The 24,544-nt window shown below is 40.8% G+C and carries 16 protein-coding genes; 13 read left to right on the top strand and 3 right to left on the bottom strand.

Annotation, left to right across the window (positions count from 1 at the left end):
- Positions 1 to 70 precede the first annotated feature (70 nt).
- From DSM08_RS16700 to DSM08_RS16675, 6 genes are all read left to right on the top strand, one after another.
- Entirely contained in the window at positions 71 to 1,258 is a 1,188-nt protein-coding gene (locus tag DSM08_RS16700) for an ROK family protein (protein ID WP_149527208.1), read from the top strand.
- Between the two features lie 11 nt (positions 1,259 to 1,269).
- Entirely contained in the window at positions 1,270 to 4,353 is a 3,084-nt protein-coding gene (locus tag DSM08_RS16695) for a SusC/RagA family TonB-linked outer membrane protein (protein ID WP_149527207.1), read from the top strand.
- An 18-nt stretch (positions 4,354 to 4,371) separates the two neighbouring features.
- Positions 4,372 to 6,285, top strand: a complete 1,914-nt coding sequence (locus tag DSM08_RS16690) for a SusD/RagB family nutrient-binding outer membrane lipoprotein (RefSeq protein WP_149527206.1) — start codon at positions 4,372 to 4,374, stop codon at positions 6,283 to 6,285.
- Positions 6,286 to 6,436: 151 nt separating this feature from the next.
- Positions 6,437 to 8,233 carry an alpha-L-fucosidase gene (locus DSM08_RS16685; protein ID WP_149527205.1) on the top strand — a complete coding sequence of 599 codons (1,797 nt, stop codon included), beginning with the start codon at positions 6,437 to 6,439 and terminating at the stop codon, positions 8,231 to 8,233.
- A 152-nt stretch (positions 8,234 to 8,385) separates the two neighbouring features.
- Positions 8,386 to 10,578: a polyribonucleotide nucleotidyltransferase gene (gene pnp / locus DSM08_RS16680; RefSeq protein ID WP_149527204.1), complete on the top strand. Its 2,193-nt coding sequence runs from the start codon at positions 8,386 to 8,388 to the stop codon at positions 10,576 to 10,578.
- Positions 10,579 to 10,829: 251 nt separating this feature from the next.
- Complete coding sequence (locus tag DSM08_RS16675; protein WP_149527203.1) at positions 10,830 to 11,711, top strand: collagen-like domain-containing protein; 882 nt, start codon at positions 10,830 to 10,832, stop codon at positions 11,709 to 11,711.
- Between the two features lie 40 nt (positions 11,712 to 11,751).
- Here the strand turns inward: DSM08_RS16675 and DSM08_RS16670 are convergent, their stop codons facing one another.
- Both DSM08_RS16670 and DSM08_RS16665 read right to left on the bottom strand, forming a co-directional pair.
- A complete protein-coding gene (locus DSM08_RS16670; protein WP_149527202.1) occupies positions 11,752 to 12,075 on the bottom strand; it encodes a DUF493 domain-containing protein in 324 nt (107 codons plus the stop codon).
- 74 nt (positions 12,076 to 12,149) lie between these two features.
- Positions 12,150 to 14,411, bottom strand: a complete 2,262-nt coding sequence (locus DSM08_RS16665; protein WP_223110833.1) for a GH92 family glycosyl hydrolase — start codon at positions 14,409 to 14,411, stop codon at positions 12,150 to 12,152.
- 160 nt (positions 14,412 to 14,571) lie between these two features.
- Here DSM08_RS16665 and DSM08_RS16660 point away from each other — a divergent pair, with 160 nt between their 5' ends.
- Positions 14,572 to 15,606 (top strand): LacI family DNA-binding transcriptional regulator, encoded by a 1,035-nt coding sequence (locus tag DSM08_RS16660; RefSeq protein WP_149527201.1) that lies wholly within the window; start codon positions 14,572 to 14,574, stop codon positions 15,604 to 15,606.
- On the opposite strand, the gene DSM08_RS16655 is transcribed toward DSM08_RS16660, so the two are convergent.
- The gene (locus tag DSM08_RS16655; RefSeq protein WP_149527200.1) at positions 15,566 to 16,030 is read right to left on the bottom strand and encodes a methionine-R-sulfoxide reductase; all 465 of its coding nucleotides are present in this window, start codon (positions 16,028 to 16,030) and stop codon (positions 15,566 to 15,568) included. The genes DSM08_RS16660 and DSM08_RS16655 overlap by 41 nt on opposite strands.
- 240 nt (positions 16,031 to 16,270) lie before the next feature.
- On the opposite strand from DSM08_RS16655, the gene DSM08_RS16650 reads away from it, so the two are divergent.
- The 6 genes from DSM08_RS16650 to DSM08_RS16625 are packed head-to-tail and all read left to right on the top strand — an operon-like array spanning position 16,271 to position 24,531.
- Entirely contained in the window at positions 16,271 to 17,551 is a 1,281-nt protein-coding gene (locus DSM08_RS16650) for a cytochrome c3 family protein (protein ID WP_149527199.1), read from the top strand.
- Positions 17,552 to 17,592: 41 nt separating this feature from the next.
- Positions 17,593 to 20,604, top strand: a complete 3,012-nt coding sequence (locus tag DSM08_RS16645; protein WP_149527198.1) for a TAT-variant-translocated molybdopterin oxidoreductase — start codon at positions 17,593 to 17,595, stop codon at positions 20,602 to 20,604.
- Positions 20,605 to 20,631: 27 nt separating this feature from the next.
- On the top strand, positions 20,632 to 22,113 hold the full coding sequence (gene nrfD, locus DSM08_RS16640; protein ID WP_149527197.1) for an NrfD/PsrC family molybdoenzyme membrane anchor subunit: 1,482 nt from the start codon (positions 20,632 to 20,634) through the stop codon (positions 22,111 to 22,113).
- 5 nt (positions 22,114 to 22,118) lie between these two features.
- Entirely contained in the window at positions 22,119 to 22,655 is a 537-nt protein-coding gene (locus tag DSM08_RS16635) for a DUF3341 domain-containing protein (RefSeq protein ID WP_149527196.1), read from the top strand.
- Positions 22,627 to 23,277 (top strand): c-type cytochrome, encoded by a 651-nt coding sequence (locus DSM08_RS16630; RefSeq protein ID WP_149527195.1) that lies wholly within the window; start codon positions 22,627 to 22,629, stop codon positions 23,275 to 23,277. The genes DSM08_RS16635 and DSM08_RS16630 overlap by 29 nt, the downstream gene beginning before the upstream one ends.
- 18 nt (positions 23,278 to 23,295) lie before the next feature.
- Entirely contained in the window at positions 23,296 to 24,531 is a 1,236-nt protein-coding gene (locus tag DSM08_RS16625; RefSeq protein WP_149527194.1) for a quinol:cytochrome C oxidoreductase, read from the top strand.
- The last annotated feature ends 13 nt before the right edge of the window (positions 24,532 to 24,544 follow it).

Genomic DNA, 24,544 nt, shown 5'->3' with positions numbered 1-24,544 from the left:
TTTAAAAAGTATTTGGATGTTTTCTAAAAATTAATTTAACTTTACCCCAATATTACCAAATCATAAACAATTGGAGAGGCTTAAATTATCGATAATCAAACGTTTATACTTTGCGAAAGTGCAATCGATTGCCGAATTGAGTACTTCGGTAGGCAAGAGCGTGCCTAACATCACTAACTCCGTCAACCAATTGATTAATTCGGATTTGGTTATTCAAAATGGCCTCGCGCCATCTACAGGCGGCCGTCGTGCTGCAAGTTTTGCCCTGAATGCTGAAGCACTCCCTTTCATTTTATCTGTAGCAATCGACCAATTTTATACTTCTACTGTCATTCTAGATTTTGCGAATAAAAAGCAGACTGAAATATTGACAGAGCACATCAGATTAGAGAACGAAGATGCTTATGCTAAAATTTGTACCCTAATTGCTAAAACCTTACAGCAGGTTGAAAAGGCGTCAGTGTTTATTATAGGGCTTACTTTACCAGGGTTTGTCGATGGGGTAGAAGGATTGAACAACTCTTTTAGCAAAAGTTCTTCATTATATAAGATTCGCGAAAATATCGAGAAGGAGTTTGGAATTCGGACGGAAGTCGAGAACGATTCGACGGCAATCGCTATCGCGGAGCATAATTTCGGAAAGGGGAGAGATGCCAAAGATGTGATGGTAGTGAATCTAAATTGGGGAGTCGGCCTAGGGATGATCATCGATAATGATCTTTATCGAGGCCACAGTGGATATGCTGGAGAATTTAGTCATATTCCACTATCCAATTTGAGCAAGCTTTGTTCATGTGGAAAGAAAGGATGCTTAGAGGTTGAAGCGTCTTTAATCGCTGCGCGTGAGTTTGCGATAGAAATGTTGAAAGAAGGCGAGGAATCGGTATTACAAGCAAGCTTCTTGGAGCAGGGTTATATCACAGGGGATGAATTACTAGCTGCGGCAAACGCTGGTGATCAATTAGCAATAAAGGCACTTCGTCGGATCGGATATATGTTAGGTAAGGGAATAGCAACGCTTATTCATATTATCAACCCGGAGAAAATCATCATCTCGGGACGTGGTGCTAAGGCGCAACGTGTCCTGTTACCTGAGATTCAGAGTGCGTTACATGAATTCGCGATTCCGCGGCTTTCTAAAAATACGAAGCTTGAATTTTCTGATACAACAAATGTACAATTATTAGGTGGCGGATGTGTTGCTGTGGGCCAATTGGATAGAACTATTTTAAAAGCAATTAACAGAATTATAAATTAAAATCATCAACAATGAGCAATTTTTACTTAAAATGTTGCAGTCTATCGCTAGTTATGTTGCTAAGCATAACAACGATTTTCGCACAACAAGCTGTTACAGGGAGAGTGACAGATGGTAATACAGGAGTTGCTGGCGTTAGTGTCACGGTAGTGGGAACCACACGTGGGGGACAAACAGACGCCAATGGTAACTATTCGGTTGACGCCAATAATGGCGAGAAGCTACGTTTTTCTATCGTTGGTTATACAACGCAGATCATTACAGTTTCTGCTAGAACACATAATGTGACGCTACAAGCAGACGATACGTCGATTGATGAGGTTGTCGTAACTGCGATGGGTATCAAGAGAGAAAAGAAATCTCTAGGTTATTCTTTTCAGGAAGTAAAAGGTGAACAGCTGACTGACGCGAAAGAAACGAATATTTCAAATGCGTTAGTGGGTAAAGTTGCTGGTTTACAAGTAATCAAAGGTTCTGCAGGCCCTGCCTCATCAACAAAGATTACTTTACGTGGTAATAACTCATTAGCGGGCGATAACCAACCATTAATTATCGTAGATGGTGTTCCGATGAACAATTTCTTAGGTTCAAAAGGTGGCAATGGTTTAGCGAACAACGACTTTTGGAACCCGGGTACAGATATGGGTAATGGTTTAGGGGATATCAACCCTGAAGACATTGAGAGTATGTCCGTTCTGAAAAGTGGTGCAGCATCAGCTTTATATGGTTCACGTGCTGGTAATGGCGCGATCGTTATTACGACGAAATCGGGTAGAGCGCAAAAAGGTACAGGAATTACCTATTCATCAACATTAGGATTAGAAACGTTATTTACTTTGCCAAAACTGCAAAACTCTTTTGCGCAAGGTAAAGATGGTGTTTTCGATAATTTGCAATTATATAGCTGGGGTCCGGAAATGGGATCTACTTATCAAGCCTATGATAATATTCAGGATTTCTTTAAGACAGGCGTGAATCATACCCAGAATATTTCATTCCAACAGCAATATGAAAATACGAGCGTTTACACCTCTGCAACGTATTTGAATGATCAAAGCAAGATTCCGGGATCTAGTTTAGAGCGTTTAAATTTGATGTCAAGAGTGACTTCTAATTTCGGTGAAAACAAACGTTGGAGTACAGATGTCAAAGTTCAATACATGAACAACAATGCTGTAAATCGTCCTACATCTGGACAGAACAATGGAAATGCCTATAGCACTTTGTTCACCATGCCTAGATCATTGAGTATTTTGGATTACAAAAACCCATTGACTAACACAGGAAAGATGTTCTGGTACGGAACAACAAACTCAATCAACCCATACTGGTTAGCGGAATACCAACAAAATAACGACGTTAGAAATCGTTATATGATGAATGCAAACATCAAGTATAAGTTAACAGATTGGTTAGATGCAGAAGCACGCACAGGTATGGATTCATACGTGACGCGTTTTGATAATCGTACATACGGAGGTAGTCCAATGGCTGCAAACGGTAAATATGCAAACGGTAAAACAGAGTTTGCTGAGCGTAACTATACCTTAGCATTACATGCAAGAAAAGATGAGTTGGGTGGTAGCAAATGGGGATTGTCAGGATCCTTATTCGGCCAGATCATGAAATCGAACGAGACGATGTTGAATGTGAATGCTGGTGAGCTTGAGGTTCCAAATTTCTTCTCTGTGCAAAACGGTGTGGGTAACCCAGCGGTTGATCAGTTGAACAACAGAAAGCAAATCAATTCGATATATGCTACGGCAGAGGTTAACTACGATGGTTTCTGGTTCTTGACTTTAACAGGTCGTGAAGACTGGTCATCCACATTATTAGATCCTTTCTTCTATCCATCAGTTAGTACTTCCTTAGTAATTTCTGATATGATCAGAAAAAGAGGTGGCAACCTTCCTGAGTTTATCAGCTTCTTAAAAGTTAGAGGTTCCTATGCTGAGGTTGGAAATGACACAAGACCTTATCAACTATACAACAGCTATTCCGTAGGGAAAGATCCAAATGGCAATGCGGTTGGTAGTTATGACGATGTGAAATTCAACCCTGCTCTCGTAAATGAGTTGATCAAAGCGTTAGAATTTGGTTTTGATACGAGATTATTCAACAGCCGCTTAGGTTTAGATTTTGCATGGTATAAAAACAATGCTACCAATCAAATTATTGAGGTTCCTATGGATCCAATGAGCGGTTTCAGAGCAGAATTGATTAATGCCGGTAATATTCAGAATACAGGTTTTGAAATTGCTTTAGATGGTCAAATCTTACAGTCTGACGCAGGATTAAACTGGAATTCTTCGGTTAACTTTTCGAAGAATACCAATAAGATTATCGAGTTGACTGACGAGATTACAAACTATACATTAGGCGGATTTGATAACCTTGCTGTTCGCGCAAATGCGGGCGAGCTATACGGAAATATCTACGGTACAAAATATCGTCGTGTGGAAGATGCGGCAAGCCCATTCTATGGTCAAAAGATTCTAGATGGTAATGGATTACCACAAACGACTGATGCGGTATTATTGGGTAACCAAGCACCGAAAGCATTAGTTGGCTGGATCAACAGTTTCTCCTACAAAAACATTGGTTTATCTTTCCAGATTGACGGTCGTTTCGGCGGTGAATTCTTCTCAGGAACAAACTTGAATTTACAGCGTAACGGTGTGGCAGATATCACTGCGCCAGGTGGTAAGCGCGAAGACTTCGTTGTTGATGGCGTTGTTGCAGATGGAAATGGATATAAAGAAAACACGAAATCGGTTTCTCATCAACAATACTGGGATCGTGTGACTAATTCGGGTAACCTAGGTGTGGGTGAAGAGAATATTTACGACGCGACAAATATTCGCTTAAGAAATATTACGTTGAGCTATAACCTACCATCGTCAGTATTGAAAAGCAATGTTTTACAGCGTGCAAAAATTGCATTTACTGTAAACAACGCATGGATGATCAAGAGTTATGCTAATGGAATTGACCCGGAATCTGTATTCTCGATCAACTCCAATGCGACAGGATTTGAGAACTTCTCAACTCCAACGTCTAGATCATTCTTCATTAACCTAACATTAGGATTTTAATTTTAAGAGCGAAGACAAATGAAAAATATTATATCAAAAGCGGGATTGTTTTTTGCACTTGCGGCAAGCGTAACGTCGTGTTCGGATTTTGAAGAGATGAACACTCCCCCTCTGAAAGTAAATGAGGGCCAAGTACAAGTAGAATATTTGTTTAATGATGCATTAATTGGCGCACAACAAGATCCCAATATTGCGGAGCGTGTTTTTGTGCTGTATTGGAAAACTGCGGCAAGACAACACCTATCAAACGGTCTTGCTGTCGGTACGCACAATGACAGTTGGTCCAACGAATATTGGGGTAGAGGTTATGGTGCGAAATGGTTAACCAGTATCAACAAAGCAATTAAAGTAGGCGAAGAGCGCATAGCTGCAAATACGGCAGAACCACATATCAACAATATGGTTCAGATTTCTAGAATTTGGAGAGCTTATTTGCTTAGCGAATTGTCTGACAACTTCGGTCCGGTTCCATTGGAAGGATTTGAAGGCACGAATCCAAAGTATAACACTGTGGAAGAAGTTTATACCTTCATATTGAACGAGTTGAAAGATGCGGTTTCAAAACTAGATGCTGATAATCCGGTTCCTAATACCAAGACAAAGTTTGATAATGCTTATGGCTTTAGTGTAGATAGCTGGACGAAATACGGAAACTCCTTACGCATGCGTTTTGCAATGCGTATCGCTGAGGTTGCTCCTGCAAAAGCGAAAGCAGAATTTGAAAGTGCAGCAGCAGGCGGTAACTACATTAAGAATGCAAGTGAAATGTTCGCTATTCAAGAGAAACCAGGATGGGACCCACTATCGGGTGTCATGAGCCGCGAATGGAATGGACAAGTGCTATCAGCAACGTTAAACAATCTATACTTAGGTTTAGGTGGTATTAAGTCTCAAGATCAACTTGCAGCGAGCTTCCATTCAGCGATTAAGCCAGCAAACTATGTAGGAAAGCGTATGTTAGAGCATTATTCTGTTAAAACGAATGACCCTTCTGCAGGGTACTTCTTCGATGGGCTTCCTAATACAATCGATCCACGCGCTTACAAAACATTCTATATTCCTGGAGATGTTTCAAGCAGCACTTGGTCAAACTATCCATCTTGGACGAATGATGCAAAGGAAACAGAGGTAACAATGAAACGCGCTTCTGGCGATATCAAGTTGAACACTAAAAATACATGGAGTACGACTGCTATTGGTGACTTTGGTGCATTGGGTACAGCAAATGGCATCCGTTCGGTACAAATTGGAAAGATTCCTGGCCTATCACAAGCATTTAGAGCAAGTGGTGCAAAACGTGTATTCTTTGCAGCATGGGAATCTTATTTCTTATTAGCGGAAGCGGCATTGAAAGGTTGGTCTGTAGGAACAACAGCACAAGCTGCGTATGAGAATGGGGTAAAATCAAGCTTTGAGTACTGGGGTGTTTCTCAACATGCTGCTGCTTACTTGGCATCTGAGGATTACAACCGCGTTGGAACGTCAGCTAAATTTACACACACAACAGAGCCTGGAAATTCGCACAGCATGAGCTATGTCGATGGCTATACTAATGCTACAGGAACTGCAAGTATCGCTTATCCGGCAAATACCATCTATAAAAACGGTACTGTTCGTAACGATGCTTTAACGAAGATTATTACGCAAAAATATATTGCTAATATGCCATGGTTGCCACTGGAGGCATGGAGTGATCACAGAAGATTAGGATTGCCGTTTTTCGAAAATCCAGCTGTTGAAAATCCATTGACAAATCTTCCGGATTTAAATAGTGGAAACGTAATGACAAACCGTGTGAAATTCTTCCCTCAACGTATTCCTTTCCCTTCTGTGTTTAGAGAATCGTCGCCTGAAGGATATGCACAAGCGGTGACTGCATTAGGTGGTGAAGACAAAGTTTTAACTCCACTTTGGTGGGCTAAGAAAAACTAATTCAGTTTTACATCATATCGAATTCCTATAGGGCACTGCCCTATAGGAATTTATTGTTTTTGCCAGTCAGGATGGCTGAAATTATAGCGATAGACTACACGAATTACTATATTTGAACAACTCATTAAAGCCGATATTTACACTATAATTCATGAGAAAATTAAGCCTATTATTTTTATTTATCATTTACACGTTTTTTGCCACTGCACAGAGCGACAAGGCTCAGTGGTTAGCGGATGCCCGCTACGGAATGTTCATTCATTGGGGGCTCTATAGTGCTACCGAGGGAATTTGGAAGGGAGAGCGCCTGCGCCATCCAAATAACTATGCAGAGTGGATCCGATATAGGAATCGGATAGGCGAAGCTGAATATGGAGAATTAGCAAAGCGATTTGATTGGGAAAAGATCAATCCTGAGGAATGGGTTTTGCTGGCCAAAAAGGCCGGTATGAAATATATCATTATTACTTCAAAACATCACGATGGAGTTGCACTTTGGGATACGAAAGTGGGGAGCTATTCCTTGCCAAAGTTGAGCGGGAGCGGGCGAGATGTAATTAAGGAGATAGCCGATGCCTGTCGAAAGCATAACATGAAATTGGGCTTTTATTATTCTCATTGGATCGATTGGCAACACCCTTATGCCTGGAGCCATAATCAAGAAGTAACCGGGCGAGTAACGGACGCGCAATACAATCAATATTGGCAGGAAAAGGTGATCCCACAGGTACGTGAGCTTCTGACAAACTACGGTGATATTGCGTTGATGTGGTTCGATATGTGGATCCCTTATCAGGAAAGTATCATCAAGAAGGAACAGTTGGATCAGCTGGCGAACATGATACACCAATTGCAGCCAAATTGCTTGATAAATTCTCGTTTAGGGCTTCCAATTAGTAATGAAAATGTTGATTTTGAAACTTTGGGTGATAATGTATTCGGAGAAGCTTATACGGATCATATTTGGGAAACGCCGGGTACTATTGCGCATTCCTGGGGTTTCAATGCGCTAGAGAACGAATGGAAATCCACCAATCAGATTTTCCAATCCTTGATCAATAATGTGAGTTTAAATGGATCATATACCCTAAACATTGGACCTAGAGCAGATGGGTCTGTGCCTTTCGAGGGAGTAGAACGTTTGGAGACGATTGGTAAGTGGTTAGCACTATATGGCGAAGCTTTGTATGCCAACAAAGGGCTGAAATTAAAAAGTACGCAACATGACTGGGGGCGAATTACTCAGGATCAAAGCGGGAAGAACTTATATCTTCATGTTTACAATTGGCCATTGGATAAAAGACTTCGCGTTTCTGGGCTGATGGGAAAGCCGGTTCGTGCAACACTTTTGACCCCCAACGGGCAGCTTAATTTACCGGTGGAGCAGTTCGGCCCTTTGATGCATATCCAGGTTCCCGATAGACAACCGGATCCTTATGTTTCGGTGATTAAGTTGAGTTTCGATGAGATCTATTTAGATGATCAAGTAGTGGGGGAATCCACGTTTGGCGGTTTTGCATTGAATGCAAGAAATGTTATTACTCCGGGAGTTGGATTGAAAGCATTCGACGGTACGCGGCCGGACTATTTAGCATTGAAGGGAAATCAGGAGGTTGCGTGGAAGCTGTATCTGCCGAAAGCCGGAAAATATAGATTGACGTCGAATATCCATAATGGAAATGGTAAAGAAAGTGAGTTAAAACTTTCGGTTCAACGTTTGAGCTTAGAAGCAAGCGCCGCTGCGAAGCGGTATAAGCAAGATTTTACTATCCTTGCTAAACCCAATGGAAAAGTAACGGTCGAGCCGAACGAGAATTGGTATGTAGAGGAGTTTTTGGATCAGGATGCTGGTACATTCCTGGCTGATCGTGCCGGTTATTATGAAGTACACTTTTCATCTTCAGATCCGATTTGGTTTAATAGGATTTGGGTTGAAGCGATAAAATAATATCCGATTAGGAAACTTCTGGTTTCTAGGTTCGAAAAAATAAGTCGCTACTAGGATTAGGGAGGAAATTTTAATTACCTTTGTGCGATTAAAAAGGTCAAAATTAAATTGATGCATTCTATTTGAGGCAACTGCATCACAAAGAAAACACAATGAGTTATAACGAACACAAAGTAACGATTGAGATGGGCGGCGGACTTGCGCCTATCGAATTGTCTACCGGGAAGTTAGCGAAGCAAGCGGACGGATCGGTTGTATTAAAACAAGGAAACACGATGCTATTAGCAACGGTTGTTTCTTCAAAAGAAGCTAAGGCTGGAGTTGATTTTCTTCCCTTATCTGTAGATTACCAAGAGAAATACGCGGCTACAGGCCGTATCCCAGGCGGTTTCTTACGCCGCGAAGCTAGACTTTCAGATTATGAAGTTTTAATTTCAAGATTAATAGATAGAGCATTACGTCCATTATTCCCAGATACTTATCATGCGGACACACAAGTAATGGTGAGTTTAATTTCTGCGGATAAGGAAATTATGCCAGATGCATTAGCAGGATTAGCAGCTTCTGCTGCGATCGCGGTGTCTGATATTCCATTCAATGGTCCTATTTCAGAAGTTCGCGTGGCGAAGGTTGATGGTCAATTAGTGATCAACCCAACGGTATCTGTTTTAGAGAATGCGAGCTTAGAATTTATCGTTGCGGGATCTGCACAAGATATCGTGATGGTTGAGGGTGAAGCGAAGGAGATTTCAGAAGCAGAGATGGTTGAAGCTATTGCTTTTGCTCACGAAGCGATCAAAAAGCAAGTTGCGGGACAAATTGAATTAAGCAGATTAGTAGGTTCAGAAACCAAACGTGAGTTTGTTCATGAGCCTTCAAACCCTGAATTGAGAGAAGCTGTGTATGCAGCGACTTATGATAAAGTGTATGAGGTAGCAAAATCAGGATCAACTAAACATGAGCGTACAGAGCGATTTGCTGAAATCGGCGAAGAATTCTTTGCAACGCAAGGTGAGGAGATCGATGATGATACTGCTTTCTTGTTAAAGAAATACTACCACGACGTTCAATACGATGCGGTACGTAATTTAGTATTAGACGAAGGAATTCGTTTAGATGGTCGTAATGTTCGTACAGTACGTCCAATTTGGTCTGAAGTAGATTATTTACCTGCTGCTCACGGTTCAGCTGTGTTTACACGTGGTGAAACTCAATCCTTGACATCAGTAACCTTAGGCGCGAAAGATGATGAACAAATGATCGATGGCGCATTCTTCCACGGTTATAACAAATTCATTTTACACTATAATTTCCCAGGATTCTCTACGGGTGAAGTAAGACCAAATAGAGGTCCAGGTCGTCGTGAGGTTGGTCATGGTAACTTAGCCATGCGCTCATTGAAACAAGTACTGCCAACAGGCGAAGATAATCCTTACACTATTCGTGTAGTTTCAGATATTTTGGAATCCAATGGTTCTTCCTCTATGGCTACCGTTTGTGCTGGTACTTTAGCATTGATGGATGCGGGTGTTAAGATTGCAGCTCCAGTGTCTGGTATTGCAATGGGATTGATCACAGATGAGAAGACTGGTAAATACGCTATTTTATCGGATATCTTGGGTGATGAAGATCATTTGGGCGATATGGACTTTAAAGTTACAGGTACACAAAAAGGTATCGTAGGTTGTCAAATGGACTTAAAGATCAATGGTTTGAAATGGGAAGTGTTAACTCAGGCCTTAGATCAAGCTAAAGAGGCTCGCTTACATATCTTAGGCGAAATGGCTAAGACTATTCAAACTCCTCGTGAAGATTACAAACCACACGCTCCACGTATCGTTCAAATTACTATTGATAAAGAATTTATCGGTGCTGTGATCGGACCAGGTGGTAAAGTGATTCAAGAAATGCAACGTGAAACCGGTGCTACAATCTCGATCGAAGAGGTTGATAACAAAGGTATCGTTCAGTTCTTTGCAGAAAATAAAGATTCTATCGACGCAGCAATGGCACGCGTAAAAGCAATCGTTACGAAACCGGAAATTGGTGAAGTATATGAAGGTAAAGTGAAGTCTATCATGGCATTTGGTGCTTTCGTTGAAATTTTACCAGGAAAAGATGGTTTATTGCACATCTCTGAAATTGACTGGAAGCGTCTAGAAACAATGGACGGTGTTTTCAAAGAAGGAGATATGGTAACTGTTAAGTTATTAGATATTGATAAGCAAGGAAAAATGAAGCTTTCTCGTAAAGCTTTATTACCTCGCCCTCCAAGAGAAGATAAGGCAAAACAAGAGCAAAAGCCAGCGACAGACGCTCCGGCAACAGATGCTCCTCAAGCGTAATTCACTTCATAAGATAAAAGATAGCCATCCGAACAGATGGCTATCTTTTTTTCTGAGCGTTTCTGTTTTCAAAGGACACCACGTACTCTCTTTCCTGATGGTGTTTCAATAGAAACATGGAAGGTTTTTACTCATTAATTGGGCTGCTCCACTCGCTGGAATACTTCTGTCGCTCATTTACAAAATTGAATCTTTATAAATACACTAGTTTTAGTTCAGCAATCATTGGTACTGAATTAAACTTGATATGTATGAAAACAAAGATTCTTATGCTCTTACTTGGAATAGTTATACTATTTGCTGGAGCATGTAAAAAAGGTGATATGGGACCTCAGGGGCCGAAAGGTGATCAGGGTGAAGTTGGCGAAAAGGGGGCTCAGGGGATAAAGGGGGCGGATGGCTCGGTATTCTTAAGTGGTGCAACGGTTCCAGCAGCAACATTAGGGAAAATTGGTGATTTTTATTTTCGGACTGTAACAGGCGACCTCTATGGGCCAAAGTTGGCGGCAGGTTGGGGGAGCCCCACTCGTATAAAAGGAGACGATGGGAAGGACGGTGTGAATGGTACAAACGGCACAAAGATTCTTTCAGGAACTGCGGTTCCTGCAGCAACATTGGGAGTCGTGGGAGACTTTTATATGAATACAGCGCAGATGATTTTATATGGTCCCAAAACGGCAAGTGGTTGGGGAGTTGGTACAAATTTGAAAGCCGACGCCAGGGTTTTGTATTCCGGCTGGAAAACGGCTGTAAGATATAAAGATAGTATTATGGACGGTACAACGATGAGGATTGCTCATATTTACTCGTCGCAACTTTCAGAAACCGTTATTCAGTCCGCTGCGATTTTGGTTTACTTAGATTACGGTGGAGGTGCATTTCCTTTGCCCTACACTAGTCGTGCCGGTGGTCGAATAAGTACAATTGCTTTTAAACTTAAGCTGAGAGAACTTGTGTTATACAGATTCGTTCATGATGGTGGTGCGTTGCTACCGTTGTCGACTGGAATTAATTATAGGTTTGTGATTATTCCTTCCAATCTCTATGTGAGTTTGAAGAGGAGGAATATCGATTTTAACAACATAGAGGCAGTCGAGCAAGCGATGAAAGAAATACAATCGGAACAAGAATAATAAAGGAAGGGTGCCAATTTGGCACCCTTCCTTTATTATTTTATAACATCATTACACCCGGTATCTCTGCGACCTTTTTGTAATATTCTATTACTTCGTCGGCAGAATTTACAAAGTTTTCAATGGTAATAGAAGTATATTTTCCCCCTGATGAACTTTTTTCGGAAAACTTAGCGGAAGAATGGGTAAATAAGGCTTTAACCTGCTCGCCCTGATCAGAGTCAGTTTTCACGATGAACTTAAAGGTATAGATCGAAGGAAACTGTTCTACTTCTACCAATTTCTCTCTAAAGTTTTTGTAGAAATCCTGTCCGTTGTTTCCGTCCTGAATGTCTTTTATGTTAATGTTGTTGAAATCACTCATTATGTTTTTCTCCTTTCCCTTATGTTATCAAATTGTGTACCTAAGGTTATAACATGACAATTTATCCAATGGTTTTAGTTTTCCATGGAAGAGGGCTGATCTTTTCGCTTAATTCCGTATTTCTTATTCGGTACTGGCGACATTTCGAATACCAATTCGCCGCCCTTTAGCATCTCCGCATGCGTTATATAAGATTTTGTATATCTCTTTCCGTTCAATCTGATCGACCTAATGTATATATTCTTTTCGCTGTTGTTTTTAGCGCTTATGCGGAACTTTTTCCCTCCGGGCATATGGATTGTTGCTCCGTCTAATACAGGGCTTCCAAATACATATTCTCCGTTGACAGGGCTTGCTGGGTATAAGCCCATCATGGACCATACTGCCCATGCGCTCATCTGTCCTGCATCTTCGTTTCCGGCATAGCCATCTGGTCGGTCGTGGTACATCGAATCAATAATGGCTCTTACCTTTTCCTGTGTCTTCCAAGGTTTGCCGATATAGCTATACATGTAGGCGATATGGTGGCTCGGTTCATTACCATGTGCATACTGACCAATGAATCCGGACGCGTCAGGCGATTGGTTTTCACCGGTCATATGAGATGGTGCGGTAAATAGAGTGTCCAACATCTTATCTAGACCATCTTTTTTAGGGAATAGCTTCGCTAGTCCACGAACATCGTGAGGAACGAAGAAGGAGTGTTGCCAAGCATTACCTTCGATGTATTGGCTTTTGTCAAAATCGTGTTCGGAATAAAAAGGATCGAACGGCTCGATGAACTTTCCGTCTTTCTTTTTGGCGCGCATAAAACCAGTTTGGGGGTCGAAATGATTGATATAGCTCTTGGCGCGCTTGGTAAATTTATTATAATCATCCTGTTTTCCCAGTTTTCTAGCAACTAATGATATGCAATAGTCATCGAATGCGTATTCCAATGTTTTGGTCACAGAACCACCGTTGACATCTTGCGGAACATAGCCATATTCTATATAAGCAGGTACTTCACGGATGGATTGATGTGCACTCGCTAACATCGCCTGATATGCTCGCTCTTGATCGATTCCCGGCCAGTCTTTCAATATCGCATCGGCTATAACTGGGATAGCATGGTATCCGGTCATGGTATTCGTTTCGAAGGTGCTCAGATCCCAAACGGGAAGCAGTCCGTTTTCATCATAGAATGCGAGCATGCTATTGATGATGTCGGTGTATCTTTCGGGTTGGGTGATGGTAAATAATGGTTTTAAGGCTCTGAAAGTATCCCAAAGAGAGAACAGGGTATAGCGTTGGCCGTTGTTAGGCATGGTGCGCTGCTGTCCCTTATAGTTTTTGTATTCGCCGTCTTGGTCCGAGTAGAGGGTCGGCGAGATTGCGGTATGATATAAAGCGGTATAGAAAATTTTCTTCAAGCGATCATCTTTACTTGCTACTTCAATCTTTCCTAATTCCTTTTCCCATTTCTGCTCAGCTTGATCTTTCACTGCGTCGAATGACCAATTTGGTATTTCGTTTAAGGCTAAAAGGGCTTTCTGCTGATTGCTTGTAGATAGAGCGACTTTTAATTCAATTTGCTTGCTATTCGGAAAAATGAACTGCGCATTGACAGCTGGTTCTGTAAGTTTTCCTAGGTTTTCTACGCGTAATTCTTTTGTGCTGCTTTCTTTCCCGTTGAGTAGATATTGTTTGAAAGGAGCAGAAAAGCGTATAGCAAAGTAAATATGTTGCTGATTGGCCCAACCATAGGAATATCTTTTCCCAACAACGGTACTGTCGTTCAAAATTTGGATTTCGGTGTCCGTTGGTTTGTCCCAATTGTAGGCATGATTTAGGTCTAAGCGTACGGTTGGTTCTGCGGAGGCTGGGAATTGATATTGATGATATCCGACGCGTTCTGTTGCTGTAAGTCTTGCTTGGATCTGATTGTCCAACTGTACCGCATAATATCCTGGGCCTGCCGATTCATTTGCGTGCGAAAATGAAACACGTGTATCGATTTTATAATTTTTGATCGGTTTCAGCATTGGCATGATAGCGATGTCCAACCAATCACCGATTCCGGTTCCGCTAAGGTGCATATGACTGAATCCGGCGATGGAATCTGCAGAGATATGGTATCCACTGACCCAATCCCAACCATTTTTACCGTTGTCGGGAGATAATTGTACTAGGGAGAAAGGGACGGTAGCACCAGGATAGGTGTGTCCATGTCCTCCGGTTCCTATAAAAGGATCGACATAACGCGTTAATGTCTGGGCGGCAGCATTGCTAACTAATGTCAGCATCGCCGAACCTAAGAAAAGTGATTTTAGCGTCCGGGTATAATGAAAGGTCATAATATTCGTTATAAATAGTGTACTCTATACAAAAATAGTTTTATTTATTTAATAAATCCTTTTAGCGGATTATTTAGCAAATAATTTAGCAATTGCTTGCTAAAATTTAGCTGAAATTATATATTTGGTAAAATTTCCTATAATCCACTGTTGACCTAGCATGAGAAAGCGTATTTTAATTAGTGATATTGCAAAAACTCTTGGAGTTTCCGTTACGACTGTATCTTTTATTTTGAACGGGAAAGCTAAAGAGAAACGAATTAGTGAGAGTTTAACCAAGCGTGTGTTAGAATACGTCAAGAAGGTAGGTTATAAGCCTAATCAGTTAGCTCAAAGTTTGCGAACTGGACAGTCCAAGATTTTAGGTTTGATTGTCGAAGATATTTCCAATCCTTTCTTCTCAAATATTGCGAAATACATTGAGCGAATTGCCTATGAAAATGGCTATCACATCATCTACTGTAGTATGGACAACGATCCTACGAAAGCTAGAGAGCTTATTCAATTGTTTTATGATAGGCAGGTTGATGGCTACATTATTACGCCTCCAGAAGGTTTGGAGGATACTTTGAGCAATTTGAATAAAAATAACGTCCCTTTGGTACTGTTTGACCGATATGTACCGCAATTAGATACCCATTACGTCGTATTGGATAACTTTAACGGGGCTTTTGAGGCTACAAAACATTTGCTAGATAATCCGAAAAATAAGAAGGTAGGTTTCGTTTCGCTCTATTCGAATCAGACACAGATGCGCGATCGTTTAGAAGGCTATATGAAAGCGATTGATGATTATCAGCAGCAGGCGTACATCAAGAAAGTTCGTTTGGATGAAGAGGAAGAAACAGCCGTAGAGCAATTGTATGAGTTTATTCATGATAATAACTTGGACGCTGTTTTATTCGCAACCAATTATTTAGCTATCGATGGTCTGAAGGCCGTAAAGGAGCATGGAATGAAGCTACCTAATATGGTTGCTTTTGATGATCACACGTTGTTCAAATTGCATGATCCCGATATTTCGGTGGTTACTCAGGATACTGTAGCAATCGCGAATGAACTGATACATACCTTGTTGAATGAAATCAAGGGGAAAAATAAGGAACTACAAAAAATTGTAATCCCTTGTGAGCTTCTTGTAAGAGGTTCGTCGGCTATTGTTGAGGAGCCGCAGGAACAAACTTCATTGAAATAGAATTTACACAATGTCTCGTGTTTTTGGCGGTGAATCCTTCACCCTCAAAAACATGACCTAGGTGTGCACCACACTTCGCACACAGAATTTCGGTTCTTCGACCATCTGCATCAACTTCTCTTTTTACAGCACCTGGTATCTCATCGTCAAAACTCGGCCAGCCACAATGTGATTCAAATTTATCTTTCGACTCGTATAATGGGGCGTCGCAACGGCGACAGATATAAGTTCCTTTGGCTTTGTTGTCTAATAGCTCTCCAGTAAAGGGTCGTTCCGTTCCTTTATGAAGAATGACATATTCTTCTTCTGGAGTTAATTTGTTGTATTTCGTTTCGTCGTTCATAGTCGTATGTGTATGCTTGGATTGTGATTGTGCACAACTTGTAAATAAAAAATAGAGAAAAAAGAAATATATCCATTTCATAGTGACACTAAGTTAATAATAAAAACGTGGTATAAAATCACATTATTGTTATATTAGGGCACTTTATGACGATTCTATGATATCTATTTAGAATGATTATAAATTGACAAATTACGTCATCAGATTGTCAGGGATTGCTTAATAAGTTATACTTTTGTGCATTGTTTTGTACGCTTCTGTGTACATACTCTAAGTGTCAACAATTAATTATTACACATAAAATAGTATAAAGTGCTAAATATGAGAAATATCTCATCCGTTTTGGGAAGACTTGCGAAGTCAATATCGATCAGTTTGGTATTGTTATTTGCCGTTACAACAACCTCGCAAGCACAGGATGCCGCGAATGGTGCTGCTCTCTTCAAATCGAACGCTTGTAACTCTTGTCACGCTGTTGGTAAGAAAATTACAGGTCCAGATTTAAAGGGTTTATCTGAGCGTCGTGAAGAGGCTTGGATTGTTAAGTGGATTCATAATCCACAAGGGATGGTTGATTCAGGAGATGAGCAAGCTGTTGCATTGAAGGCTGAATACCCTACAATGATGGCTCCTTACGCTCACTTGTCAGAGGCTGATATTAAAGATATCATCGCTTATGTACAAGCAGAGGAAGTTAAATTAGCTGAGAAGCAATCGAAAGCTCCGGCTGGAGGTGCTGCTGCTAGCAGTGATGCCAGTGGAATGATGATCATAGGCTTAGTTGCTTTGTTCGTCGTTGCTGTTGCGGTAATCTTTGCTTTAAACCGTGTTACAAAAACTTTAGAGAAGGTGATTGCTGCTAACCAAGCGACAATTGCTGCTGCACAAGCTCAACATGAAGAGGCTGGCGAAAGTAGTTCTGCTAAGTTTGCGAAAGCATTCTTGAAGAACAAGAAGTTGGTATTCTTTGTGGTATTGATGGTTGTGGGTCTTTTAGGCGTTGCGGGTTGGAAAGCCATGTGGAACGTGGGTGTACATGAAGGTTACAAGCCTGTACAACCGATTAAGTTCTCTCACCAGATTCACGCAGGTGTTAACCAGATTGAGTGTCAATATTGTCACGGTGGTGCGTTCAAATCTAAGAATGCTTCAATTCCATCAGCGAACGTATGTATGAACTGTCACAACACAGTAACTGCATCTGATCACTATGATGGTGAGATTTCACCAGAGATTTTGAAAATCTATCGTGCGGTTGATTATGATCCTGAAACTAGAACTTACGGAAACAATCCTCGTCCTATCGAATGGGTTAGAATTCATAACTTACCTGACTTTGCATACTTTAACCACTCACAGCACGTAGTTGTTGCAGGTGTTGAGTGTCAAACATGTCACGGTCCGATCCAAGATATGGAAGAAGTTTATCAATATTCTCCACTTACAATGAAATGGTGTGTTGACTGTCACAAAACGACAGAAGTAAATGCGGACAACGCATATTACGATCAATTGATCAAAGCACACGAGAAGTTGAAAAAAGGTGAGAAGATGACTGCTGCAATGATCGGTGGATTAGAGTGTGGTAAGTGTCACTATTAATAGAGTTTAATTAGAAATACGGAATCTTATATATAGCTTAAATGGAAAGCAATAAAAAATATTGGAAAGGTTTAGAAGAGTTAAATCAGACTCCAGCTTTTGTAGAAGGAAGCAAAGGGGAGTTTGCTGAGCCTATTCCCGTAGAAGATGTGTTAAATGAAGCAGGTTTAAGTACAAAAACTCCACGTCGTGACTTCTTGAAGGCATTAGGCTTTGGATTAGGTGCTGTAACTTTAGCTGCATGTAACCGTACGCCGATTCATAAGGCTGTACCTTATGTAATCAAGCCGGAGGAGGTAACTCCAGGTATCCCTAACTTTTACGCATCATCCTTCAATGGTCAGAGTGTAATCGTTAGAACTCGCGAGGGACGTCCAATCTCTTTAGAGGCTAATAAAAATTCAGTTGGCTTAAATCAAGGTACTGACGCGCAAACTGCAGCTTCTGTACTTGACTTATATGATATGTCCAAACTACAGAATCCGCAAATTGCTGGTAAAGATGTAGAATGGTCTCAGTTGGATAAAGCTGTTGTTGATGCTTTGAACAAGGCGCAAGGTGCTGGTAAGCAAATTACCATCGTTGCCAACACAGTAAACAGTCCTTCAACATTAGCTGCTATCGCTGCTTTAGCTGCGAAATACCCTTCAACCAATTTAGTTCAAGTTGATGCTGTTTCTTACAGCGGTATTATCGAAGCAAATAGAACAGCATTTGGTAAAGCAGTTATCCCTTCATACCACTTCGACAAAGCGCAGGTTGTTGTTTCAGTAGCAGCAGACTTCCTAGGTTCATGGGTAGCAGGGGAAGAGCACACACAAGATTATATTAAAAACCGTGATCATAAATCGTTGAAAGGCGGTAAAATGTCACGTCATATTCAATTCGAATCGGGTCTATCGATGACAGGTTCGAATGCTGATGCGCGTGTTGCGATTAAGCCATCGGAAGAAGGTGCTGTATTAGTTTCATTATACAATGAAATCACAGGACAATCTGTAGCTGGTGGTACGAACAATGCAAAAGCGAAAAAGGTAATCACTTTAGCTGCGAAAGAATTAGTTGCTGCTAGAGGTGCTGCTTTAGTCGTTGCCGGATCAAATGATACTAACGTTCAATTGTTAGTAAATGCGATCAACTCAGCATTAGGCGCATATGGAGCGATTATCGATTTAGATAATTACTCAAAACAATATCAAGGTTCGGATGCTGCTTTCCAACAGTTCTTAACTGCTGCTAAAGCTGGTCAAGTTGGTGTTGCTTTCTTCTTGAATAGCAACCCGGTTTATGATTATTTCAAAGTTGATGATGTAAAAGCTGCGATCGCGAAAATCGATTACTCGGTATCATTCGCTGATAGAGCAGATGAGACAGCTTCAGAATTGAAAGCAATCGCTCCTAACTGTACTTTCTTAGAAGCATGGGGTGACTCCTCTGCAAAAGAAGGTTTATTCACCATCGTTCAACCTACTATCAATCCTGTATTTAACACACGCCAAGCTGAACAGTCATTGTTAGTATGGGCAGGTGTTAATAAACCAATCCACGATTTCGTGAAAGAATACTGGGAAGCTAATATCTTAGCGGGTACAGGAAAAACATGGAAAGACGTTTTACAACAAGGTTTCGTATTTAAAGGAACTACGACAGGATCATCATACAGCGCTGCTGTTGATGCGAATGCTGTAGCTGCGGCAATTGCGAACGATAGCAAACGTATCGCTGGTGGGGTAGAATTGAAATTATACGAATCTACTACATTGAGAGATGGTCGTTATGCAAATAACGCATACTTACAAGAGTTGCCAGATCCAGTATCAAAAGTAACTTGGGATAACTATGCAGCTATCAACCCTCAGGATGCTGAAGAACTAGGGGTTAAAGAAACTGGAAAAGTGACTGTTGAAGCTAATGGTTACAAAGTAGATTTACCGGTTGTATTGCAGCCTGGTCAAGCTAAAGGTACGGTTTCCATTGCTGTAGGTTATGGTCGTACGAAAGTAGGTAAAGCAGGTAATAATGTAGGTGTGAATGCTTATCCATTCGCAAGCTTAGTAAATGGTACTGTTCAATTTACAGCTAAAGCTACTGTTTCGAAAGCATCAGGAATCTACGAATTAGCACAAACGCAAACTCACCACACGATTGAAGGTCGTAACATTATTCGTGAAACTTCATTTGCTAAATATTTAAAAGATCCAAATTCAGAGTCAGGTCGTTTTGCTGATACACATCAGACTTACGACTTATGGAACAAGTTTGAGCAACCAGGTCACCGTTGGGTGATGGCAATTGACTTGAACGCTTGTACAGGTTGTGGATCTTGTATCGTTGCATGTAACGTAGAAAACAATATTCCGGTTGTTGGTCGTGACGAGGTTCGCCGTCGTCGTGAGATGCACTGGTTGCGTATTGACCGTTACTACACAATCAACAGTGGTGAAGCGAAGCTTACAAAAGAAAAAGAGATTGCGAAAGCAGACGGTTTAGATTACGAAGATGTAACTGTTGTTCACCAACCGATGTTATGTCAACACTGTGAGCATGCTCCATGTGAGACTGTATGTCCGGTATTGGCGACTGTTCACTCTTCAGAAGGTCTTAACCATATGGCTTACAACCGTTGTTTCGGTACTCGTTACTGTGCAAACAACTGTCCATATAAAGTACGTCGTTTTAACTGGTTTAACTACTGGAATGATTCACGCTTTGACAACTACTTGAATAACGAATTTACACAATTAGTATTGAATCCTGATGTAACGACACGTTCTCGTGGGGTTATGGAGAAATGTTCAATGTGTATCCAACGTATTCAAGCTGGTAAATTGCAAGCTAAGATCGAAAATCGTAAAGTTAAGGACGGAGATATTCAAATGGCTTGTCAAGCAGCATGTTCGGCAAATGCGATTATCTTTGGAGATGCTAACGATCCAGAATCAGAAGTTTCAAAAGCACTACGTAACGAGCGTGTTTATTACGTACTAGAAGAGATCAACGTGCAACCAAATATTGGTTACATGACTAAGGTAAGAAACACATTTGAAGCGTAATTTATTCAATACTGAAATAAAATAACTATGTCATCGCATAACGAATCAATATTAAGAGAACCATTAGTAACCGGCAAGAATATCACGTATGCAAAAGTTACAGATGATATCTTGCTACCGGTTGAAAATAAACCGAACAAAGCTTGGTGGATTGGCTTTACAGTAGCTGTCCTTGGAGCAATGTTATGGGTAGTAAGTGTTGGATACACTTTCTGGACAGGTATCGGCGCCTGGGGTTTGAACAAAACCGTAGGTTGGGCTTGGGATATCACCGACTTCGTATGGTGGGTGGGTATTGGTCACGCCGGAACGCTGATTTCCGCAGTACTTTTACTTTTCCGTCAAAACTGGCGTAACTCGATTAACCGCTCGGCAGAGGCGATGACAATCTTTGCCGTAATCTGTGCCGCAACATACGTTGTTGCTCACATGGGACGCCCTTGGTTAGCATACTGGATTTTCCCATTGCCAAACCAATTCGGATCTTTATGGGTAAACTTTAACTCACCACTTGTATGGGACGCATTTGCGATCTCTACATATTTCACAGTTTCCTTAGTATTCTGGTACTGTGGTCTATTACCGGATATCGCGTCAGTTCGTGACCGTGCTTCTGGTTTAAAACGTAGAATCTATTCAATCCTTTCTTTCGGATGGAATGGTTCAGTAAAGACTTGGCAGCGTTTTGAGATCGTTTCATTGATCTTAGCTGGTATCTCTACACCTCTTGTACTTTCGGTACACACCATCGTATCCATGGACTTTGCAACTTCCGTAATTCCAGGATGGCACACGACGATCTTCCCTCCATACTTCGTTGCTGGAGCGATTTTCTCAGGTTTCGCGATGGTACAAACATTATTGTTAATCCTTCGTAAAGTAATGAACTTTGAGGACTACATCACGATGTTCCATATTGAAGCGATGAATAAGATCATCATGACAACGGGATCTATCGTAGGTATTGCATACTTAACAGAGTTATTTATTGCATGGTACTCGGGTTCTGAATATGAAATGTATGCATTCGCAAACCGTGTTGCGGGTCCTTACGCTTGGGCTTACTGGGCGATGATGACATGTAACGTGATTTCGCCACAATTATTCTGGTTCAAGAAAATTAGAACAAGTATTCCAATCTCTTGGGTATTATCAATTGTGGTAAACATCGGTATGTGGTTTGAGCGTTTCGTAATTATCGTTACTTCATTACACCGTGACTACTTACCATCATCATGGGCGATGTTCTACCCAACTTGGGTTGACGTGGGTATTTTCGTTGGATCAATTGGTTTATTCTTCACCTTATTCTTATTGTTCCTTCGTTTCTTACCAGGTATTGCTATTGCAGAGGTTAAGTTATTGTTGAAGAGCGCGAGTTTACAACAGAAAACTAAGCTTGTTCAAGAAGGCGCATTCCCTGAGGATCAAGTTGAGTTCTTCAGAAACTCTTTGGAGAAATACGATACAGTTACAGAAGAGGATATTAAAGAATTACGTAAAAAATAGTAGCAATGAGCAATACAAAATATATACTAGGTAGTTTTGCGGATCCTGATGAAATGATGCACGGGATTGACAAGTTGCAAGCAAATAACATTAGCATTTATGATTGTTTTACACCAATGCCGATCCACGGTATTGAAGCTAAGCTGGGCGTAAAACCATCACGTTTACCAATTGCTGCATTTTTATTCGGAGCAACAGGTACAATTTTAGGATTCAGTTTATTGTTCTACACAATGGCTTATGATTGGCCGATGAACATTGGTGGTAAGCCATCATTGCCATTGCCAAACTTTGTTCCGGTTACATTTGAGGTTACAATCTTAATCTGTGCGTTAGGAATGGTTGCTACATTCTTCTATCGCAACCACTTATTCCCAGGACGTGCTCCACGTGTGATGGATCTTCGTGCAACGGATGACAGATTTATAATTGCAGTTGATGCTCGTGAAAATACTGATCATGCGTTGATCGATAGTCTATTGAAAGAAGCGGGAGCAGTAGAAGTTAAATACAATGAAAGAAAATATGTTAGCTATGAATAAGAAGAATTTTCTTGGAACTGTATGTGTTGCTGCCGCGTTAGCTGCAGTGGTTTCTGCCTGCGGAGATGGTACGACACGCAGTACAGGTTTAGAATTCTCGAGAAATATGTATGATCCAATTGCATTCAATCCGGATCAGCCAAATGATAATTTTAAAAATAAGCAGACAGCGCAATTACCTCCGGCGAGCACTACGCCAATCGGGTTTGAGCGTTTTGATTATCCGAATACAGTTGAAGGGTATGAGTTAGCTGGTGCAGAGGTTAAGAATCCTTTGTTAGTTACTCAAGCGAATTTAGCTGAAGGTGAGACGTTGTTCTTAACTTATTGTGCAGTTTGTCATGGTAAGGATGGAGCAGGAGATGGCCCTATTACTAAGGATAGATCAGTTACTGACTCTAGAGGTACAAGATCGTTAGAGAACTTCCCTCCGCCGCCATCATACCATCAGTCTGCTGGAGTTCCATCTTCAAGAGGTGGTAAAATGTCAGAATTAACGGACGGAAAGATTTATCACACCATTACTTATGGATACAACTCGATGGGAGCTCACGCTTCACAGTTGACTCCAGAAGAGCGTTGGAAAGTGGTTATGTACGTTCATGAATTACAAAAAAAATAATTAACATCGATATTATAAATGGGAACTCACAATCATCATCACGATTATAATTTCAGCGAGCAATTTCAATTCGCCGGCATCGCTAAGGTGTTGAGCTTGGTTGCGATCGTTGTAGGAATTGCCGCAATTGCACTTGGCTTACTTTCCAGTGACCATATCATGGTTGAGCGTACATATGCCAATTTATTATTGATGGGCTATTATTTTACTTGTGTGTGTGCAGCTGGAGCATTCTTTGTTGCATTACAATTAGTAACTCAATCAGGCTGGTCTGCAGGATTAATTCGTATCCCTCAGGCAATGGCTAGTATTTTACCAATCGCTTCAATCTTATTATTAGTGATTGTAGCTTTGGGTTTAACTACACATAACCTTTACCACCACTGGCATGCAGATGGATTAACAGATCCTAGCAGTCCTAACTATGATAAGTTGGTTGCGGGTAAAGCAGCTTTCTTAAATGTACCGGGATTCTTGATCCGTCAGATCATCTTCATGGGAAGCTATAGTATTTTCGCTTTTATCTTAGCTAAACTTTCATACAATGAAGATTTACAAGGTGGTTTAAACTCTTACAAAAAAGGATTTAAATTGTCTGCTATCTTTTTAGTAATCTTTGGTTTCACTACACCAATTTGGTCTTTCGACACGATCATGTCTTTAGAGGCGCACTGGTTCTCGACCATGTTCGGTTGGTATAACTTCGCAGCAATGTGGGTTAGTGGAATCGCAGCAATCGTTATCATCCTTGTTCTTGTGAAAAAAGCAGGTTACATGGCATGGGTTAATGAAAACCACTTACACGATTTAGGTAAATTAATGTTCGGTTTCTCTATCTTCTGGTGTTATGTTTGGTTTGCTCAGTTCATGTTGATTTGGTATTCAAATATTCCTGAAGAGACAGTTTATTTCTATAAACGTTGGGAACCTGAATACAAACCTTGGTTTTGGTTGAGCATTATTATTAACTTTGTGGCGCCATTATTATTATTAGTGGATAGAGATGCTAAGCGTAAGGGTAATGTAATGTTGTTCGTAGCGATCATGTTATTATGTGGTCACTGGTTAGATTACTACATTATGATTATGCCTGGTACAGTTGAATCACACAGAGGATTTGGTTTTGTAGAGATTGGTACTGCTATAGGATTTGTTGGATTGTTTACTTTCTTAGTAATGTCTAAATTGAGTAAGCATGCATTAGCTCCGAAGCACCATCCGCTTCTTGATGAAAGTTTACATCATCAGATTTAATAAAAGATAAAGT

It is taken from the genome of Sphingobacterium hotanense (genome assembly GCF_008274825.1).
GTDB lineage: Bacteria > Bacteroidota > Bacteroidia > Sphingobacteriales > Sphingobacteriaceae > Sphingobacterium > Sphingobacterium hotanense.
This window is presented reverse-complemented; position numbering and strand designations above follow the sequence as displayed.